The sequence below is a fragment of the Phyllobacterium trifolii genome (genome assembly GCF_014192095.1).
Lineage (GTDB): Bacteria > Pseudomonadota > Alphaproteobacteria > Rhizobiales > Rhizobiaceae > Phyllobacterium > Phyllobacterium trifolii.
Genome location: NZ_JACHXN010000001.1, coordinates 295407 through 313590, shown reverse-complemented (window position 1 = coordinate 313590; position 18184 = coordinate 295407). Strand labels below are relative to the sequence as shown.

The 18184-nt window shown below is 56.2% G+C and carries 19 protein-coding genes and 1 tRNA gene; 5 read left to right on the top strand and 15 right to left on the bottom strand.

Features of this window, described 5'->3' with window-relative positions; translation table 11 throughout:
- Window positions 1-28 precede the first annotated feature (28 nt).
- Both FHS21_RS01600 and FHS21_RS01595 read left to right on the top strand, forming a co-directional pair.
- Complete coding sequence (locus FHS21_RS01600) at window positions 29-349, top strand: integration host factor subunit alpha (protein ID WP_106716952.1); 321 nt, start codon at window positions 29-31, stop codon at window positions 347-349.
- 134 nt (window positions 350-483) lie between these two features.
- Window positions 484-1041, top strand: a complete 558-nt coding sequence (locus FHS21_RS01595; protein ID WP_112530843.1) for a MerR family transcriptional regulator — start codon at window positions 484-486, stop codon at window positions 1039-1041.
- Between the two features lie 151 nt (window positions 1042-1192).
- On the opposite strand, the gene FHS21_RS01590 is transcribed toward FHS21_RS01595, so the two are convergent.
- From FHS21_RS01590 to FHS21_RS01565, 6 genes are all read right to left on the bottom strand, one after another.
- Window positions 1193-1504, bottom strand: a complete 312-nt coding sequence (locus FHS21_RS01590) for a hypothetical protein (RefSeq protein WP_183660833.1) — start codon at window positions 1502-1504, stop codon at window positions 1193-1195.
- 17 nt (window positions 1505-1521) lie between these two features.
- Complete coding sequence (locus FHS21_RS01585) at window positions 1522-1773, bottom strand: hypothetical protein (protein WP_112551317.1); 252 nt, start codon at window positions 1771-1773, stop codon at window positions 1522-1524.
- A gap of 45 nt (window positions 1774-1818) precedes the next feature.
- Window positions 1819-2583, bottom strand: coding sequence for a membrane-anchored protein (locus tag FHS21_RS01580; protein WP_183660831.1), 765 nt, complete (start codon window positions 2581-2583; stop codon window positions 1819-1821).
- A gap of 27 nt (window positions 2584-2610) precedes the next feature.
- A complete protein-coding gene (locus FHS21_RS01575; RefSeq protein ID WP_183660829.1) occupies window positions 2611-2964 on the bottom strand; it encodes a hypothetical protein in 354 nt (117 codons plus the stop codon).
- A 109-nt stretch (window positions 2965-3073) separates the two neighbouring features.
- Window positions 3074-6187, bottom strand: coding sequence for an autotransporter outer membrane beta-barrel domain-containing protein (locus tag FHS21_RS01570; RefSeq protein WP_183660827.1), 3114 nt, complete (start codon window positions 6185-6187; stop codon window positions 3074-3076).
- Window positions 6188-6434: 247 nt separating this feature from the next.
- A complete protein-coding gene (locus FHS21_RS01565; RefSeq protein WP_210283308.1) occupies window positions 6435-7796 on the bottom strand; it encodes a DUF1254 domain-containing protein in 1362 nt (453 codons plus the stop codon).
- A 251-nt stretch (window positions 7797-8047) separates the two neighbouring features.
- Here FHS21_RS01565 and FHS21_RS01560 point away from each other — a divergent pair, with 251 nt between their 5' ends.
- Window positions 8048-8569, top strand: a complete 522-nt coding sequence (locus tag FHS21_RS01560; protein ID WP_183660819.1) for a GNAT family N-acetyltransferase — start codon at window positions 8048-8050, stop codon at window positions 8567-8569.
- Window positions 8570-8629: 60 nt separating this feature from the next.
- Here FHS21_RS01560 and FHS21_RS01555 read toward each other — a convergent pair whose 3' ends face one another.
- From FHS21_RS01555 to FHS21_RS01535, 5 genes are all read right to left on the bottom strand, one after another.
- Window positions 8630-9202, bottom strand: coding sequence for an NADPH-dependent FMN reductase (locus FHS21_RS01555; protein ID WP_183660817.1), 573 nt, complete (start codon window positions 9200-9202; stop codon window positions 8630-8632).
- 74 nt (window positions 9203-9276) lie between these two features.
- Window positions 9277-9942: a nitroreductase gene (locus FHS21_RS01550; protein ID WP_183660931.1), complete on the bottom strand. Its 666-nt coding sequence runs from the start codon at window positions 9940-9942 to the stop codon at window positions 9277-9279.
- Between the two features lie 788 nt (window positions 9943-10730).
- Entirely contained in the window at window positions 10731-11066 is a 336-nt protein-coding gene (locus tag FHS21_RS01545; RefSeq protein WP_183660815.1) for a hypothetical protein, read from the bottom strand.
- Between the two features lie 58 nt (window positions 11067-11124).
- A complete protein-coding gene (locus FHS21_RS01540; protein ID WP_183660813.1) occupies window positions 11125-11718 on the bottom strand; it encodes a hypothetical protein in 594 nt (197 codons plus the stop codon).
- Complete coding sequence (locus tag FHS21_RS01535) at window positions 11699-11950, bottom strand: hypothetical protein (RefSeq protein ID WP_183660811.1); 252 nt, start codon at window positions 11948-11950, stop codon at window positions 11699-11701. Before FHS21_RS01535 ends, FHS21_RS01540 begins: the two co-directional genes overlap by 20 nt.
- Window positions 11951-12152: 202 nt before the next feature.
- Here FHS21_RS01535 and FHS21_RS01530 point away from each other — a divergent pair.
- Window positions 12153-12229, top strand: a tRNA-Pro gene (locus FHS21_RS01530).
- 140 nt (window positions 12230-12369) lie between these two features.
- On the opposite strand, the gene FHS21_RS01525 is transcribed toward FHS21_RS01530, so the two are convergent.
- Window positions 12370-12690: a hypothetical protein gene (locus FHS21_RS01525; RefSeq protein ID WP_112530852.1), complete on the bottom strand. Its 321-nt coding sequence runs from the start codon at window positions 12688-12690 to the stop codon at window positions 12370-12372.
- Window positions 12691-12897: 207 nt separating this feature from the next.
- Here FHS21_RS01525 and FHS21_RS01520 point away from each other — a divergent pair, with 207 nt between their 5' ends.
- Window positions 12898-15060 carry a mechanosensitive ion channel family protein gene (locus FHS21_RS01520; RefSeq protein WP_246410718.1) on the top strand — a complete coding sequence of 721 codons (2163 nt, stop codon included), beginning with the start codon at window positions 12898-12900 and terminating at the stop codon, window positions 15058-15060.
- Between the two features lie 43 nt (window positions 15061-15103).
- On the opposite strand, the gene FHS21_RS01515 is transcribed toward FHS21_RS01520, so the two are convergent.
- The 3 genes from FHS21_RS01515 to FHS21_RS01505 are packed head-to-tail and all read right to left on the bottom strand — an operon-like array spanning window position 15104 to window position 18157.
- Window positions 15104-15343: a hypothetical protein gene (locus FHS21_RS01515; RefSeq protein ID WP_112530853.1), complete on the bottom strand. Its 240-nt coding sequence runs from the start codon at window positions 15341-15343 to the stop codon at window positions 15104-15106.
- Between the two features lie 7 nt (window positions 15344-15350).
- Complete coding sequence (locus FHS21_RS01510) at window positions 15351-16619, bottom strand: O-antigen ligase family protein (RefSeq protein WP_112551328.1); 1269 nt, start codon at window positions 16617-16619, stop codon at window positions 15351-15353.
- Window positions 16616-18157 (bottom strand): undecaprenyl-phosphate glucose phosphotransferase, encoded by a 1542-nt coding sequence (locus FHS21_RS01505; protein WP_112530855.1) that lies wholly within the window; start codon window positions 18155-18157, stop codon window positions 16616-16618. Before FHS21_RS01505 ends, FHS21_RS01510 begins: the two co-directional genes overlap by 4 nt.
- Window positions 18158-18184: the final 27 nt, after the last annotated feature.

Genomic DNA, 18184 nt, shown 5'->3' with positions numbered 1-18184 from the left:
TTGCAACAAACGAGAGCTTTGAGATCGTATGGGGGGTAAGACCATTACGCGCGCTGATCTGGCTGAAGCGGTCTATCGCAAGGTAGGGCTTTCACGAACTGAATCAGCTTCGCTTGTCGAGACAATTCTCGACGAAGTGTGTGACGCAATTGTTCGTGGCGAGACCGTCAAATTGTCGTCTTTCGCCACGTTCCAGGTACGAGATAAAAACGAACGCATCGGCCGCAATCCCAAGACGGGTGAAGAGGTTCCAATCCTGCCGCGCCGGGTAATGACGTTCAAGGCGTCGAACGTGCTGAAGCAGCGAATTTTGCGCTCGCACCAGACGCGCAAGAAAAAAACAGCCTGAACATGGCTGAATTTGCGTTCTGCACGCTCCGGATGCAAGATTGCTGTGGTGTAGTTTAGCGCCGCGCTTGAAAAATGGTCGATAAACCGCTGAAATAGAGGTCGAATCAGAATTTCTCCTGAGAGGGTGAAATCATGGACAAGAGTCCCGACGCATTTAGAACCATCAGCGAAGTTGCAGAAGATCTCGATCTGCCCCAGCACGTCCTGCGCTTCTGGGAAACACGCTTCACGCACATCAAACCGATGAAACGCGGCGGCGGCCGTCGTTATTACCGCCCTCTGGACGTGGATCTGCTGAAGGGGATTCGCCATCTGCTCTATGATCAGGGCTATACGATCAAGGGCGTGCAACGGCTTCTCCGGGAAAACGGTACCCAATTCATCATAGCGCTCGGCAGCGGCGATACTGCAGCAGCCGAAGCGATCAGCCAGCAAAAACAGGCCTCGGCCCGTCAGGAAGAAGCGCTTGCCGCCGAGCAGGATCGCGTCGACGCCGACGAGGAAGCTGCCGTCATGGGAACGTCGAAATCCGCGCCCCAAGGCAGACGTCTCTTCGGATTGATCAAGGGGGACGACGAGGGGCCGGTTGCTGCCGATGGCAAACGGCTCTCCAAAGACAATCGTACACTTCTTCAGGAAACGCTGTTTGATCTGCTTGAATGCAAGCGTCTGCTTGATCAGGTCCGCTGAATTCATATAGTCCTAAAAAAAAGCCCAGCTTCTACCGGAGCAGAAGCTGGGACTCGGGGTTGGCTGTGGGGTTGCAGCCTAGCTGGTTGGGGGACCAGTTTTGTAGAAACGCAGATGCGTCGCAAAGGTTCCGCAAAAAATAATTTTTTTTCTAGCGAGCCAGCATCCCGATAATCACGCCGAGGCCAGCGATGATCATCAGCGTAGACACCGAATTTTGTGTTGGGGTATTGGCAATTTTTTGAGCCCGATGACCCAGAGCACTTGCAGCGCGCGCCCCGCGTTCCTTGATTTCATTGAAAGTCGAGCTTTCGTCGTCATCCGACAGATTATCGATGAATTCGATACCGCGGTCGGATAGGGTTTTGGTGATCGCCGCCAGATCGCGCTTCAAATCGGCGATCTCACTGCGTAGTCTCTCCTTGTCCGTCTCGCCCTGCATAGCTTCGGTCATGTCGTCCATGGTAAGTCATCCTTGTATCAACGGCGCGAGAAAAGCCCGAGTAGCAAAGCTGCAGCCGCAATGATCGCGACCGTCGCCACAGGATTCTCCTTGGCGGTATCGGCAGCGTAACGAGCCTGCCTTGATGCGGAACGCTTCATCTCGTCAAATCGTTCAGATCCCAAATCGGAAAGACTGGCCGAAATCTTGGAAATCTCTTTGCGCAAGGCCGCGATCTGCGCCTCGACGTCGCCCTGGATATCATCTGCATTTCTGGAAAACATTGCCATTTTGAAGCTCCTGTTCATTACAGGGCTATAACGGATCGTCAGCGCTTATGTTCCGCGGTAATGCGAGACAGGTGCGGAATTGATCGACGCTTTGCCCTCCCAGAGCGGTAATCCTATCGACTTCGCTACTTCGGGGTCCGCCGTATAAACGGGATATCCCTGACGCAGCAGCGTCAACAATATTTCGCTGTCCATCTCGACGTGGAGGCGGGACAAATTTTCCTGGTTATAGACATGTCCCGTCGACTGCGGGTTGATTCCGCTGATGATGACGGCTGTAGCGCCGTTCAATAGCGCGAAGAGTACCGCGATCACCCCGTTCGAACATTTGGAGATTGCATCCACTTCAAGCACCTTCAGCCCGCAGATTTTTTCCACCAGCGCAATGCGCTCGTAGCGGTTGACGATCTGAACCCTGTCATAGTGATAGTCAAACGCGTTGAGGTGCTCGTTCAGGCTCGCCAGTCCCTTGCGCCACAACAGCACGTAAAGCATGCCTGTGCGCTCTCCCTTGAGCACGCGGCGAACCTCGACGGCGTTCGTGTTCGTGCCATCGAGCTGCCTGTATTGCATGAGCGTGACGTCGGGCACTTCTATGCCCCATTTCCGGGTCACTGCCTGGGAACCATTGATGGTGATCACACGAAATGTTTCGTCAAAATCGATGGGCTTATGAGAAACCGGAGCCGAGCCGACAATCAAGACTGGTCCGGCAAAGGGAATGGCCAGCACAGGAGGCTTTGGGCGGCGCAGTATGTATTTGAGTCTCCGGAACAGAAGCAGCTTGGTTTCTGCAAACGAAGCGGTCATTCGGTAGTTCTCCAGTCCGAAATAATTCTACAATGGCCGAATACGGACCTTGTATTGGCCAACTTTCGGTGACGATCCGAAAATCTGCAGCTCTTCATCTTCAAACCGGAAAACGGATGACGCAAGTCTGAATTCCGTATGTACATTGACAGGGTTCAACTCACCTTTCTCCGTAAAGCGCACCACTGAAACGTCATCGTCGCGAAAGCTGATATGGACGCGCGTGCGCTCGTCAACAGTCCTGTCGCTGCTGAACAGGATGTCGGCGTCAAAACGGCACCTGCCGCCCCGATCGCGGTTAATGCCTGAATAGTCCACAAAGTTCGCCAAGGCGTCGAGATTCGCATCCTGGTCGATATGCTCTGTTTCCGGCCGTTCCATTGTATTTCCTCAGAGGCCGGAGCCAAACGTCTTAAAGCCCCGACGCAAATTCGTTAGGGGTGCAAAAACGCCATTTGCAGCCCTTCATGGCGAATTTTCGTTCAGGCTCTTAGAACTTGAACGAAAGGTCGGCCTTAAAGCCATTGTCCAGTGCTTTGCTGCCGAACTGACCATTATAGGACAGACCAAGCGTCGCGCTATGCGTGAGCTTGACATCAAGTCCGGCCTCGACTGCAAAGGCGTCCTGGTCGATTGGCACGCCCGATATCGTGAAGGCGTCGCTTCCAGTGAAGGCGAGGCGGGATTGCGGCGTTACATCGTCAAATGCATGCCGCCAGCCCAGCATGCCGCGTGCCGTCGCCGACATGCTTCCCATCGTGAAATCGGTGGACGCCCGCAGACCCAACGTGGTGAAAGTCGTGTCGGTCGTTTCGCTCGATGCGGATAGTGCCGCTGCGCCACCGGATTCGGAGAAGGAGTCGCTCCGGAAGTTAACATAGGCGAGGTTGGCGAAAGGTTCGAACGCGACGCGGCTGGTATCGATACGGTAGCCAAGTTCACCGAAGACCTGGGCTGTTCCGGCGTCGTAGTCGGCGTTCAGGTCCTCGGAAAAGCCCGGGAACTCCACCGAGCGATGCGTATCGATATTGCTCCACGTATAGGCTGCACCGGCACGGAAGCCGAGATTGCCCCACTGCGTGCCGCCATAGACGCCGAGGTGATAATTGTCGCTATCCCCCGACGAGGAGCGATCATCGACATCGAACGATGTGCGGCTATATCCGGCAAGCATACCAAGCCGCCAGTTTTCCCAGACGAGTGCGTCGGCTCCAATGACAAAGCCGCCGGTCGTACGGTCGAGCGACGCGGCATTGCCATCGCTGTCGGTCGAACCCCAATTGCCGAAGCCTGTACCCCATACGCCGAATTTGTCGGTTGTTGCGGGAGCAAGTTCTGGGCCGCCTTCGCCATAGGCCATGACCGGCAGAGCAGGGGTAGCCACGCCGCCAAAGGAACTGCGAACCCTGTTGATCGCAGCGTCGCGGATGAAACGGCTGTCCTCGATCAAAGCTGTCTTCGTCGAAGCGTAAATCTCGCCCGACAATGAATCAAATGCTCCGCGTGCCGTGGCGGCATCGAGCACGAGAAGGCTGTTGTAGAGTGCCAGCGAGCTGCCGCTCTGAACCAGCGTATCAAGGGCGCCAGCCGTCGCCAGCTGGTTGCGGGTTTGCGCGACCGACGCGAAAGGCCCCTGGTTCGGTGGTGTCTGCTGGACCGCAATGGTTAAATCCACTGCATTGGCGGAGTTGAGAATCGTCGCGCTCAAAAATGCTGAGTTGCTCAGCACATTCGGATCGAATGCTCCGCTGACGCCGCCCTGTGCCGTCAAGATCCTGTAGACCTGTCCAGTCTGGTAGCTCGTCTGCGGGTCAAGTGCCGTGACTGCGACCGAACCACCCTGCAGGGTCGCAACGCCGGAAGCTGCGATCAGATCGGATGCGCCCGAGCCGGCGAGTTCAACACTATAGATCGAGCCGGCAGCAAGAGTTATGTCTCCGGCGACATTCAGCGTACCGATCGAGTTGCCCGGAGCAATTGTAGCACCGGAGGCCACAACCGTACTGCCGACCGTACCGATACCGCCGAGCGTCCCACCGCTCAAAACATTGACGGCACCGATGGTGCCGTTGACGGAAAGCGTTCCCTGATTGACGGTCGTGCCGCCAGTGTAAGTATTGATACCGGAAAGCGTCAGGGTTCCCGTACCGGTCTTGGTCAGCGATGCGCCGGTGCCACCGTTGTCGCCCCCGTCCTGGATCACACCGGAATATGTGGTCGACAGATTGTTTGAGCCGACCGTGAAATCAATGGAACCGAGCCGCAATTCACCGCTGCCCGCGATGGAGCCGGCAGTATTCGCGGCAGAAGCGCTTCGCGAGAAGTCTACGAAACCGGTGCCGACCGTAATGAGCTGTGCGCTGTTGCCGGTGCTGGTGCCTTCGAAGAACGTGCCGCCCCCGGCATTGTTGGTGATCGTGGCGCTTCCGGCGTTACTACTCGCGAGGAACTGTGTTCGGCCATCACTCTCATTAATGATTGATGCGCTGCCCGCCGTGCTGGTGGTGTCGAATATCGTTGTCGAATTCTGGACGGCCGGTGTTGTAGAGGAGCCGCGATTGGTGATGGTGGCTGTCCCGGCAGACGTCCCTGCGCCGTCAAACCGAATTTGGCTGCCAGTATCATTCAAAATCGTGGCCGCGCCCGCCGTACTGCTATCCAGAAATTGAATCAACCCGGTAAAGGAATTGAGACTGATCTGAGCATTGCCGCCGGTCGCATTCTGCTGGAATATAATTGTTGCAGTTCCGCTTAGCCTAGCATCCCCCGCCGTGCTGTTATCCTGAAACCGGACATCACCGCCGGGCAGCAAAAACGTGGCATTCCCGGCCGTGCTGGTATCGCTGAACAACGTGACACTTGGCTGGCCGATGCTAACATCGTTGGTAATCGTGGCATTACCCGCGGTGCTGTTGTTCATGAAGGTAGTACCGCCGCCCTGACTGTTTCTGATGATGGCACTGCCAGCGTTCCCACCATTGAAAACTGTGTTTCCTGTGGTGTTGTTGGTAATAGACAGTGATTCTGCATTGAACCCATTGGTCAACTGCAGCTCCGCAGAAACACCACCGCCGGGATCACCGACGACCACAGGACCGGTGCCAAGCCTGCCAGTTCCCCTTGCTTCAACTATGCCAGACAACACGGTCGTGCCGCCGCTATAGGTATTGTTGCCCAGGAGAAAGAGCGTAGCGGGGCCATCCTGCGTTACGCCGCCAACACCAGTAATATTTGCTGATATTCCCAGGCCGCCCGACGACGTGTTCGTCAAGCCTCCACCAGGAGTGACAAAGTTTACGGTGCCGTTTTCCATTGAGTAGGTCGTGATGCCGCTGACGTTCCAGCTGCCCACCGAGTAAGTGACTCCCCCAAGATTTACCGTTGATTGAGCTGACCCAGTGTCATCAAACGTGGCGGTCTCTCCGGCAGCGTCCGGTACATCGTTCGGCGTCCAGTTTGTCCCGATACCATAGTCCGGCCCCGCCCCATTCCACGTCTGCGCATTTGCTTCGTCGAAAATCGAGAGGGAGACCGTGGCAGCCATGCCGAGAATCGAGACTACGGTCAGCGCAGTCGATGCGCGAAGAGCTTTGCGTAGAGTCATGCCGATACCTATCCCACCTTTTCTTCGGACGCAGCTGTCAAGGATCCCCCTCTGCCGCACCTGGCTTTTAGAAAATGCATAAAACGGTCATTAGTCGTGCGAGTCAAAGCTCTACTATAAGTCGAAAGGTTTAGTTTTCGAATACAATCGAGCCGAGCATTCATCTTTGGGGAAAGGTGTTGCGGAATTGTTACTTAATGGCTGGGGCAGGCACAGATGCACCGTGATCAAGCGCGATGTACCACTGCTACGTGGTCTGCTTCATCGGCGGGTGCTTCCAACTACCATCGAGCGCTTCCGGCTTGGGCCAGTAGAGACGCATTGCTATAACGAATGGGCCTTTGGGCGCAGGCAGCCAGTTCGGCTCCTTGTCTTTGCCCGGACTTTCGTTCTGGATGTAGAATGTCAGCCCGCCATCGGTGTCCTTGACAAATTGAGGCAGCATCGGCGAATTGAGCAAGTAGCGATTGATCGGATTGGCGACAAGCAGGCTCTGTGGCAGTTCATACATCGTAAGTGACCAGAAGGCATTGACCGGTGGCAGCCTGTCCGCTTCGAAATGCACGGTGTACTTACTCGCGCCGTCGAGCTTCTTCCCCTCGGTATCGACCGCATAGACCGGGTACATCGCTTCCTGCTTCGAATTGCCGTAGATGCCGAGCACGGCGGCCCCCATGCGGTAGAGGTAATTGTTCTTCAAATATTCCCGCGTGCCGAACAGTTCTCCGAAGGTTATCTTGCCCGCATCAATCTGCTTGCTCAGAGCTTCAAGATCGACCCAAGCGTCGGCCATGCCCTGTTCAATGGCCGTCTTCATTTCGGGCGAGCTGACGTCGATCGTCTTCCCCGCGCCGACACCAATCCTCGCGAAGCGTGCCATGAGTCCGGTTTCGGACGGATCGGTCGGGCAGAATTGCAGGACAAAGTTCAGGATGTTGAAGAACTCGGGCGAGGTCTTCTCATCGGCAGGGGATAGCGGCTTGATGAAATCGATGGCGGGCGCTGCCGCTGGTGCGGGCTGGCCGAGGAATTTGGATAGCGGCTCGGCCCTGTATTCGCCTTGTATTTTCTTGACGCTGTCGATGTCGTCCGGATTGAAAAGCTGCGTGCGATAGGCGGCAAGCAGAAGCTCCGTCTCGGAGCGGATGACCTCCTTGATGCCCTTTGGTGTCTCGCCCTTCCAGCCGGGCCCGGCGACGAGGAAACTACCGCCATCATTGCCGGTCGCACGGCTACCAATATAAGCGAAATTGAATGTGTATGCGTCGATGAACTGGATGCTGAAATATCGGTGCTTCTCGATGGGCGGCACGGTGAGCACCATGGGTTCGGCACGCAGGTCCAAGCCGATGAAGGAGTATGGCGTATCGGAGTTGGGTGACTGGATGGCCGTATCGGCTGGCGTGTATACTCGCGCAATGTTGACCAAATGGTTCCAAGGCCCCTTGTATTCTGGACTTTTGGTATCGACGAAATAGGCGTGCTCGATGCGGTAGTCGTCCACCATGGGGAAACCGTATATGTAGGCTTCCTTGGCGATGGCGCGCGCCTCCTCGGGGGGGACGCTGGACTGGGCCAGCGCCGATGTGAAGCGTAAAGCCGGAATCAGAGCAATCCCGCAAGCAAAGCCTCGGCGTGTAATGTTTGTCACGAACTTGATCCCCCGGTTGATTTAAGTCGCAAATGCTGCGGCGTTCAAATGCCGTCTTATCAAGAGAAGTCTCGCCGCGAGGAAAGAACAAGTACGTAACTGTTAATTCACGGATCAAAAGATTGAGCATGCGCGTTTAGAATTTGGCGCTACCTTCGAATGCAGATATTAAACTCAATTGCGAAACCCATCACGTAGCAAGCAAAACCATGATTGAAACAGACCGTCTGCTCCTGCGTCCGCTCGTCATCGGTGATTTTGAAAGCTACAAGACCGTGTGGGTGAACAAGCCGATGACGGACGGTTCTCCCGGCCACCCCCAACTGAGCGAGGAAGATATCTGGTATCGGTTGCTACGTTGGATCGGACACTGGGCGACGTTTGAGTTCGGCCCTTTTGCCATTGTCGACCGCATATCTGGCGTTGTGATCGGCGAGGTGGGTCTGGCGCACTTTCATCGAGGTCACGGCGTTCCCTACGATGGTTTTCCAGAGGCCATGTGGAGGGTGGAATATTCCCGCCACGGCCGGGGTATAGCAACCGAGGCGATGCAAGCCGTATTTGTCTGGTTCGACTCCAGGAAAATTTCAACCCGGACAGTTTGCATGATCGATATGTGGAACGATACCTCGAAAAGCGTCGCCGCACGCCTGGACTTCAAGATGTTCAAAGCCACGACATATCGCGGCAATCCTGTGGAACTATTCGAGAGAGTGTCCGATCCCGACTGACCGGCCGGTTGAATCAGATCCAGGAGCAAGTGCACTTCCAGGATGGTGCGTAGGCCAGCTCTAGGCATCTTTCGGCAGCACCGAGCGAACCCTTGCGATGAAGACATGAAAGTCCTGCATGAAAGTGCGAAGGAAATCGGCGGTTTTGTCGTTCGTGACCTCGCCGTCATCGGTGATCAGCCCCGGTGTAAACTGGATATAGGCTTCCGGGGCATTCATCTGGGGAGAGTTGCAGAAACTAAGCACGCTGCGCAAATTCTGCTGGGCGATTGCTGTGCCTATCGCGCCCGGCGACGTGCCGATCACCGCTGACGGCTTGCGTGTGAACGAGTTGGTGCCGTAGGGGCGGCTCGCCCAGTCGATTGCGTTTTTCAGCCCGCCGGGTATCGATCGATTGTATTCGGGCGTGACGAACAGCACGGCGTCGACGGCCGCGATCGCCGCCTTGAATGCCTTGCCAGCCGGAGGGTAGTCGGCGTCATAGTCGTAGCTGTAGAGCGGCAGGTCCTTGAAGGATATCTCCGACATTTCAAGTTCCGGCGGGGCGAACCGCACCAACGCCTTGGCGAGCTTGCGATTGATCGAGCCCTTGGCGAGACTGCCGATGAAATAGCCTACTTTATGCGTGGTCATGGCGTTCTCCAATATCTCGCATGATAAAGGACGTATCATACGCAAGAATCATAGAAGGGTCTCTTGTCCAGTAACTAATCGCCGACGAAAGTGACCGTCTCGGTGAGCGGGGCGCGGCCCGTACGGGGAGAACTTACTGCGGGGTCCTCGTATCCGATCGACATGCCGCAGAAGAGGATGAGCCCGTCCGGGGGCGACAAGGCCTCCGCGACCGTTTCGCGAACCTGCGACCACGCCATTTGCGTGCAACTGTGCAGTCCTTCGGCGCGGAGCAGCAGCATGATGCTCTGCAGATACATCCCGACGTCGGCCCATTGGGGCCGGCCCAGGTCACAGTCGATGTAGCAGAACAGGGCGGCGGGCGCACCGAAACAGTTCCAGTTGGCGATTGCTGCCCGCTGGCGCGCCTCCCAGTCTTCGCGCGCAATGCCGAGCGCGCTGTAGCGCTCCTTGCCGAAGGCGGATCGGCGCTCCGCGTACGGAGACTTCAGCTCGGACGGGTACATCTTGTACTGCCGCTTGTCCCAGGGGTCGCCGTGGGCCACGCGCTCGACGGCGGTCGTCTTGAGTTCGGCCAGCGGCGCGCCGGTCATCACGTAGGTGTTCCACGGCTGGATGTTCGATCCGGACGGCGCCCAAGCTGCGGCAGACAGCACGCGCTCAAGCACCTCCCTCGACACAGGCTCGTCGGTGAATCCGCGCACCGCCCGTCGGCTTGTGACTGCTTCATATACGTCCATGATCGGCTCCATACCGCCGGCCATTCGTTTCGATCTGCCGGGGTATGAGGTACTGTCCATGTTCATGGTCGTCTCCTCCTGCCTGTTCCGTTTGTGATGTGGTTCATTATCTCCATTCTCAATGGAGACGTAATCACACCGTGGTCTAGGAGACGTATATCCAACGTATATAGGGATCGATGCGTCCGAGGGGCATGTGGGCGAGGGTCAAGGCCAATAGTCTCACCGCATAACAAGTTAAAAATAAAGTGGAAATCCCGTAAACTCGTGTAAATTGCCCGCGCTGGTTGTGATGGCATGCCAAACTATACAACCCGCCATCTGGGGGAGGATTGGGGGCGATGTGCCTTCTCTTCTCCCTCTTTGTTTCGAGCGGTGGGGAAGTGTGATTGGACCCATGGGCGAGGGTGGGCGACACTACCGCTGCTGCCTGAACTCAACTACCCCAATGCCCATTGGCAGCAATAGGCCGGAGCCGACGAAGCATTTCCACAGTCCCCTGTGAAGCACTGCTTTGGCGCTTCGGCCATTTTTTTGAATAGCTCTCCCGGCGATTGCCCGAATTTTCGCGAGTACCCCTTTCGGTGGTTGGCCATAAAGCCATTTATACGGCACGCCAAATCGGGTGTAACTTGACCCCGCTGACCGCTGTTAGCACCCCGGTCTTGGGACAAATGTTTCCTCCGCTAAAGCGGCCAGTTGGGGGAGAGAGAGGAGAAGAGACAGCCGCGTGGGGGCTCGTTGTCTTGCTCTCCTCCTTCTTCTCACCCCAGATGAGGCCTAGCGATTCAGTTTATTCTACGGCTCCAGCCGAAACTGCCCCCTAGACGCAACATACGCCATAACACTGTCGTGTCGTTTTCCTTGGGGTGTTCAAGCCGCTTCAGAAGCATCTCCAGCTTGCGGATTTCGGACATTTCATCTGCAATTAATGACCTGCTGAAAGCGACTTCATCCCCGGCAGTCGCTATCGATCCGGTTCGCAATTCAAACAGTCTCCATTGTGCTTTCTCGACATTACTATAGTGCAACTCAATCAGCGTTTTGTAGGACGCAATCTTCTCCTCGTGATTGGGCAACGTTCTGTCCCTCCGTTCCTCCAAGCAAACCATAGCATATTTCATCTGGACTTCCGACCGGCAGGGGATAATCACTATGGGCGAAAACGGGGCAGGTTGTCTTTTATTCGCCTTTTTTGCGTCGAGCCAAGGGGGCAAGATCGCTGGTCATGGCCGCAATAGCATCCGCATGCATTACAAAGTATAAAGGTCCCGGATCTTCGATCTCGCTGTTCAAAACGCTCAGCAACCTCTGCTGGACGTGTTGGGTACTGTCTATCCATTTCTCCAAAACACTATGCTGTAGTTCAAACATTTTCGCGAGATGAGCGCCGGTTAGCAATGCGTTCTCAACAGGCGTCCGAGAAGCCAGAATCAGCTGGTAAATATGAACAACGTCGGCGGCGGTGGATGGCCCAAGTACTCCAAGATCACTGATGTTGGCTTTGTAAACAATGGGATCAATCTTCGGCATCGTTACTGTTGTATCAAAATTCTGGCCGATCTTTGCGTTACCAATGGCTTCGAACATCTGCTTTGCCTCCTTGATGGGACCCAAGCAATTGGAAACGCTCCACGATATTGCTGAAAGCTCCCCACCCAAGGCTGATGCCAGCATTTTCCGCTTTTCGCGGCGCTGATCGACGATATAGCGTCTCGCGATTTCTGCTTGATCGGCGCGCGCCTCACGGTCCAGTTCAGCTTGGTTTTTTTTCAATCAGGTGTTCAAAACCTCTTCGTGTTTGAAAGGCAACTGCAGTAAACCCGATCGCGGCCGCTGCAAGGGTTGCCCATGCCGAAAAACGCTCGCCAACCATCAACTCGCGAATTAACTGAAACCCAGGCTCAAAACCGAGTGCGAGTACTATGACAACGAATAAAAAACAGAGAAATTCCTTCGTCCAATTCGTACGCGAAAGCTTATTGATGTGTGGTGGTTCGAACGTCATTTTGCACTACCCCTGCCTGCATCGTACCATTCTCACTAGTTGATCTTGCAACTTTGCACGCCAATTGCGGAACGTCGAGGGAACATCCGTGGGACTTTCCGAGCCGATCGTTCTCCGAGGTGCATTTGTGTGCAGTTTGTTCTTTTTCTGTGATTTGGGGTATTGCTAAAGAAAGCCCGGTAATCTAGGGCTTTTCCCGGTTCGGAGTGTAGCGCAGCCCGGTAGCGCACTTGACTGGGGGTCAAGGGGTCGTCGGTTCGAATCCGGCCACTCCGACCAATATAGCCGCAATATCGGCTATACGCCTGCTCCGGGAGCAGACGAGAGCAATTCTAGCAAAAGTGGGAACCGGTTTCGCGGCCGGAATTGCGTAAAATCCGAAATGCCCTCAACCGCGCATCCGGTTTGGTGTTTTTGGATCAATCGTGTTTCGAAGCGAGTTCCGCGGCCACTTCCAGCACCTGATCTTCCCTGATGCCGACCGTGAAATCCTCGATATCGTCGATCGTCTCGCCGTCAGGAATGCGGATGGGATTGTGCGTGCCGACCAGAACAGTCTTTATCCGCCGCGGCAGCGCGGGGAGCAAAAATCTTTTGACGCATTCGATCAGAACGGCCCGCTTGTCCGGGGCGAGCTTTCCGAGTTTTTCCCGCAAAAGGTGACCGAACATATTGCCGTCTGCGAAGCCGAAGGGGCTCGCGAGATCAAATGCATGCAACCTGTATTCGATCCGGGTCATGACCGTTCCTCGTGTTGGCAGAGCTTATATGTAAACCTGTACGGTTGGCAGCAATAGGGCGGGACGGCCATGGCACCATTTATTTTGGCGGAACTGGTAAATAGAGCCGGCAACGTTATTCCGATGCACGCAATGCTGTACTATTCGTGAGACAGGTCATTATATTGCGTTCATAATATACCAAAACGTCTGTCCGGGGGCAAACGCATGAGTACTGCCGTGTTTCAAGCCATGACCGCCAAAATGCGCATCCTGCTTGCATTGAGTTGCGTTGTTTTCCTGAGCCTTGCCGGAGTTTCGCAGGCGCAGACTGCGGCTACCCAGCCGCCACCCAAAAAAGTCGAAGAGCTTTTGAAGCTTCTGGATGACCCCGAAATCAAAGCATGGATCGCCGCCAAGGGTGCTCCGCCTGCGGCGGTGGAAGAGGATTCCGTGGCGCCATCGGCAAGCGACTTCATGCAATGGTCGAACGCCATTCGGGCGCACTTGCGCGGCATCGCACAGGCCATTCCGGCAGTTCCCGGCGAATTTGCTGGGGCACGCTCCACGATCATGACCGAAATCAACGGTCGACGTCCGGGGGCGATCCTGCTGCTCTTTGCTGCGTTTGCTGCACTCGGCTTCGGGGCCGAATTTGTCTTTCGGCGTATTCTCGCCCGGGCAAGTCGGAAAATGGCGGTGCCCGCCGCAACCGAGGCAGATACGCCCAAACGGCATCATGTGATCGGCCGATCGATTTTCGCCGCTATGGCACCGCTGGTCGTCTTTGCTTTGGCCAGTATCGGTGCCTTCCTCGCCTTTACGTGGCCGCCACTCCTGGCCATGCTTGTCCTGCCCATGCTTGTCGCCCTGATTGCCTGGCGCGTGATCATGCGATTGGCCGTCATTGTGCTTGCAACCGACCGCAGGCAAGCAGACGGCGGCGTGATCGTGGCGCGTCTCATTCCAATGGACGATGTGCAGGCCGCGTTCTGGTATCGCCGTGTTGCCTGGTTCACGGGCATCTTCTTCACAGGTTGGGCGGTGGCGGGATGGATGACCGCGCTGAATTTCAGCCCCAACGTCAGGAGCCTGATTGTTTACACACTCGGCCTTGGCCTTTTGGTGGTGGCGCTGGAAACCGTCTGGAAACGCCCGGAAGCCCCCGTTGCATCCCGGGCCTACCGCGCCAAGGAGTGGCTGCTCACACTCTATCTATGTGTACTTTGGTTGTTATGGGTTGCCGGCATGAGCCTGGCTTTTTGGGTCGGCATCTATGTCATAATCCTGCCTCCGATTTTGAAGACAACCAGCACAATCGTAAAGTCGTTCTTCGCCGGCCCTGATGATGCGCCAAAAGCCAGGAGCCCGGTCTTCGAAGTCCTCCTTGAGCGGGGAGCAAGGGTGATCATCATCATACTTGCAGTCGCCTGGCTCGGCGCTGTCATTCGTTTTCGCACAATCGGATTGATGGAGGACGAGGCCGCGAGCCGCATGATTCGCGGCGTGTTGGGCGGCGTGGTGATATTGCTCGCCGCAGATCTGATCTGGCATATGCTCAAAGGTCTTATCAACGTGCGTATCGAACGAGCTCGCATCGAAGGCGGCGATGAAGCTGCGCTGGCCCGCAGCGGGCGGCTTATGACCTTGCTGCCGATTCTGCGCAATTTTCTTGCTGTGCTCATCGCTGCGGTTGCCGTGATGATGGTTCTGTCCGGTCTCGGCGTGGCAATCGGCCCGTTGATCGCGGGCGCCGGCATTTTCGGCGTCGCCATCGGCTTCGGCTCGCAGGCTCTCGTCAGGGACATCATCAGCGGCATCTTCTACATGACCGACGACGCGTTTCGGGTGGGAGAATATATCCAGAGCGGCAGCTACAAGGGCACAGTCGAATCCTTCAGCATCCGCTCCGTCAAATTGCGGCACCATCGCGGCCCGATCTTCACCGTGCCGTTCGGCACGTTAGGTGCCGTGCAGAACATGAGCCGTGACTGGGTCATCGACAAATTCCTTATTTCGGTCAGCTACGACACGGATATCGCCAAGGTCAAAAAGCTGGTGAAAGCCGTCGGTGCCGAACTGCTGCAGGATCCGGAATTCGGCCCGCAGATCATCGAGACGGTCAAGATGAAGGGCGTCGAGGCTTTCGGCGACTACGGTATCAACCTGAGCTTCGCCATGATGACAAAACCGGGGCATCAGTCCACGATCCGCCGCCGCGCCTATGCCATGATCAGGGAAGCGTTCGGAGCCAATGGCATCGGCTTTGCGTCACCAACGGTACAGGTTGCCGGTAATGAGGATCATACGGCAAATGTCGCCGCGGCAGCCACAAATGACGCGATAGCCCGCAAAAAGGCTGCCGAAGCAGCTAAGCTGCAGGAGAATTGAGATCACGACCCTAGGGTCAGAACCTGTTAATCTGGTCCTGGCCCTAGCGCTTCGCGCGGCTCTTGCGTCGTATGAGAACCGCCTTCACCGCAAACTTCGCCATGGACTCCACATCCCGATTGCCAATGATGAAGGCAGCGCGCACAAAACGTGCCAGCGTGTTGATTTCGTCGTCTGATATGTCTTGGTCATTCAACTGCCGGACGGCCAAGTCCAGGGCGCGCTGCATAAGTTCGGCATCAGCGTCCGAATAGTTGTTCTTGTTGTTTTTAAAACGCATCATTTGCTGGTCAATTCGTTCTTCTATCAGGAACTGGCAAACGACCATTTCTTTGGTGGCGGACCTCCAATGCGGCACATCCCCAGATGATGCCGATGAGCAGCCAGAAATGCCGCCAATGGTCGGTGTCGATGACATTGCCGATGGCTACATGCGCTATATAAACAAGATAGGCGCAGAGCAGAAAGGGTTGCCAGGGGCGCTCGCGAAACAGGATGCGCAGTCCGAGGCCCAGCGTCAACATGGTAAGGGTCAGATAGCTGATAAATCCGATCCAGCCATAGTCCAGCGCCGCTTTCAGCCAGATATTGTGCGTATCTTCGCCGAAGATCGGTCCAAACTCCAGCGGGCCTATCCCGAGCGGATGATCGATTGACATGAGCAGGCCGTACCAGTGGCGGGCAAAGCGTCCGAATTGCGCATCGTCATAATCCTGCACCAGCTGCGCTCTCGCGGTGAAAAGGTCGGCAACGCTCGGGATCTGCAGCGCGACGACAACAGCCAGCAGAACAAACACGACAGCAAGGCCTGCAAGCAGGATAATCCTCGTCCGGAACAGCGGATTGGGGTTTCTGATGAACAAAAGCAGGGCCAGGCCGGCAATGATCAGTGCGGCCATTCCCCAGGCTGCACGCGAGAAAGACAGGAAGATACCAAGCGTCAGGATGAGGATCGGGATCAGGCGCAACGGCAGCGCTCGAAGGTTGCCCACAAGGACGCCATGCACCAGCCAGGCAAGTGGCAGCATGAGGAACGGTCCGAAAACATTCGGGTCCTGGAAAGCACCCATTGCGCGGCCATAGCGCGTGAACAGTTCTGCTCCGGGAAAGGCATCGAAATAGCCAAGGATACCGAGCAGCGATGTACCGATCGCAGCGAGAATATAGGCCTTGAAGATGACCCGCAGGACGCGATGGTCGGCATCGATGATCGCTGCGAAGAAAACCGCCGTAAAGCCGAGAAAAAGCGAAACGGCGATGTACATTGGCGCCGCTTTGAGGTCGGGCATCTGCGCGAGGGAGACAAGGCCGCCGAGATTGAAGACCACCAGAATGGCGAGGAGGGCGGCGACCGTGCGTGACAATCTCAGGCCGAACAGGGCCCAGACGGCGATAAGGCCAGCCATGTAGAGCTCGTATGGCGCTGGTTCATCGATGACGAAGCCGCTGAGGAAAACCCCGAAGCCCACGGCAAAAGTCGAAATCAACTTGATCAGAGCGCGGTTTTTTGCGGCGTGATCGACGCTGGCCTGCCGGTTCTGATCACTTGCCGCGCTCAATAGGCATTGTCCGTGTTGAGAAGTCGCAAGGGAGTGAGGAACAGGATTTTCAGATCGAACCACAACGACCAGTTCTCGATGTAGTAAAGATCGAATTCCGTGCGCATCTTGATCTTGTCGTCCGTGTCGACTTCACCGCGCCAGCCATTGATTTGCGCCCAACCGGTCACGCCCGGCTTGACCCTGTGCCGTGCGAAATAGCCGTCGACAACCTCGTTATAAAGGAGATTGCGGGTATGCGCCGCGATCGCGTGCGGCCGCGGCCCGACGAGTGACAGCGTTCCCATCAACGAGTTGAAGAACTGCGGCAGTTCGTCGATCGAGGTCTTGCGAATAAAGCGGCCGACGCGGGTCACGCGCGGGTCGTTCTTGACCACTGCATTGCGCGCTGTCGGGTCGCACATCTCGGTGAACATCGAGCGGAACTTCCAGACTTCGATGATCTCGTTGTTGAAGCCATGCCGGAGCTGCTTGAATATCACCGGTCCCTTGCTCTCAAGTTTGATAGCAATGACAGTCGCGAGGATCACCGGACTGAAGACGATCAAGCCGAACAGGCTGAAGAAAATATCGAAGGCGCGTTTGGCCACGGAATCCCAGTCGTTGATCGGCTTGTCGAACAAGTCGATCATGGCGACGGAGCCGATATAGGAATAGGCGCGCGGGCGGAATTGCAGATGGTTGTTGTGCGCCGACAGGCGGATATCGACGGGCAGAACCCACAGCTTCTTCAGGAGCGACAGTACCCGTGCTTCCGCGGTGATCGGCAGGGAAACGATCAGCATATCGATTTGGGCGATGCGCGCGAACTCGATCAATTCGGAAATATTACCGAGTTTTGGATAACCGGCGACGATCGGCGGTGACCGCTTGGCATCGCGATCGTCAAAAACGCCGCAAATGCGAATGTCGTTATAGGGCTGTTGTTCGATCGACCGGATAAGGTCTTCCGCCGGCTTGCCGCCGCCAACGATAACCGCGCGCCGTTCCATCTTGCCATTGCGGGCCCAACGCCGGATCAGGCGCGACATGACTATGCGGAACATCAGGAAAAGGATCAGTCCAGACCCGTACCAGGTGCCAAACCACACTCGCGAATAGTCTTCCGAGGTCTTGAGGAAAAACGCCGCCAGCGACATCATCGCGAAGGCGCCGGACCAGACGAGGATGAGTTTTCCGAACTTGCTGAAGGGGTCGCGCATGACGGCGAGTTGGTAACTGTCGGTGAGCTCAAGGAGCATGACCGTGACCACTGCCGTGGCGAGGATCGCAAGCGAATAGTGCAGGAACGTGTAAGCCGACGGGCCGACATAAATGATGAAGACAGCAATGCCCGCCAGCACGATGATCAGGAATTCGATGATCCGCATGATGCCGCTGATCATCACCGGAGAATTGGTGTCCTTGGCATATTGCGAGGCGATCTGATAGGCGACCGGGCTCAGCACCGGCTTCTTGCTGGAAGTGCGCGGCGTGTCGGGCGTAAGGTTGCGAACAACCTCGCGCGAAAGCTTTGATTCCGCTTTTCTGTCTGTCATGATTCACCTGAAAGCCCGAATTGCCTG

Coding starts and splice junctions, on each gene's coding strand:
- FHS21_RS01600 (WP_106716952.1), top strand. CDS start 29: ATGGGGGGTAAGACCATTACGCGCGCTGATCTGGCTGAAGCGGTCTAT.
- FHS21_RS01595 (WP_112530843.1), top strand. CDS start 484: ATGGACAAGAGTCCCGACGCATTTAGAACCATCAGCGAAGTTGCAGAA.
- FHS21_RS01590 (WP_183660833.1), bottom strand. CDS start 1,504: ATGGACGACATGACCGAAGCTATGCAGGGCGAGACGGACAAGGAGAGA.
- FHS21_RS01585 (WP_112551317.1), bottom strand. CDS start 1,773: ATGGCAATGTTTTCCAGAAATGCAGATGATATCCAGGGCGACGTCGAG.
- FHS21_RS01580 (WP_183660831.1), bottom strand. CDS start 2,583: ATGACCGCTTCGTTTGCAGAAACCAAGCTGCTTCTGTTCCGGAGACTC.
- FHS21_RS01575 (WP_183660829.1), bottom strand. CDS start 2,964: ATGGAACGGCCGGAAACAGAGCATATCGACCAGGATGCGAATCTCGAC.
- FHS21_RS01570 (WP_183660827.1), bottom strand. CDS start 6,187: ATGACTCTACGCAAAGCTCTTCGCGCATCGACTGCGCTGACCGTAGTC.
- FHS21_RS01560 (WP_183660819.1), top strand. CDS start 8,048: ATGATTGAAACAGACCGTCTGCTCCTGCGTCCGCTCGTCATCGGTGAT.
- FHS21_RS01555 (WP_183660817.1), bottom strand. CDS start 9,202: ATGACCACGCATAAAGTAGGCTATTTCATCGGCAGTCTCGCCAAGGGC.
- FHS21_RS01550 (WP_183660931.1), bottom strand. CDS start 9,942: ATGGACGTATATGAAGCAGTCACAAGCCGACGGGCGGTGCGCGGATTC.
- FHS21_RS01545 (WP_183660815.1), bottom strand. CDS start 11,066: ATGAAATATGCTATGGTTTGCTTGGAGGAACGGAGGGACAGAACGTTG.
- FHS21_RS01535 (WP_183660811.1), bottom strand. CDS start 11,950: ATGACGTTCGAACCACCACACATCAATAAGCTTTCGCGTACGAATTGG.
- FHS21_RS01525 (WP_112530852.1), bottom strand. CDS start 12,690: ATGACCCGGATCGAATACAGGTTGCATGCATTTGATCTCGCGAGCCCC.
- FHS21_RS01520 (WP_246410718.1), top strand. CDS start 12,898: ATGAGTACTGCCGTGTTTCAAGCCATGACCGCCAAAATGCGCATCCTG.
- FHS21_RS01515 (WP_112530853.1), bottom strand. CDS start 15,343: ATGATGCGTTTTAAAAACAACAAGAACAACTATTCGGACGCTGATGCC.
- FHS21_RS01505 (WP_112530855.1), bottom strand. CDS start 18,157: ATGACAGACAGAAAAGCGGAATCAAAGCTTTCGCGCGAGGTTGTTCGC.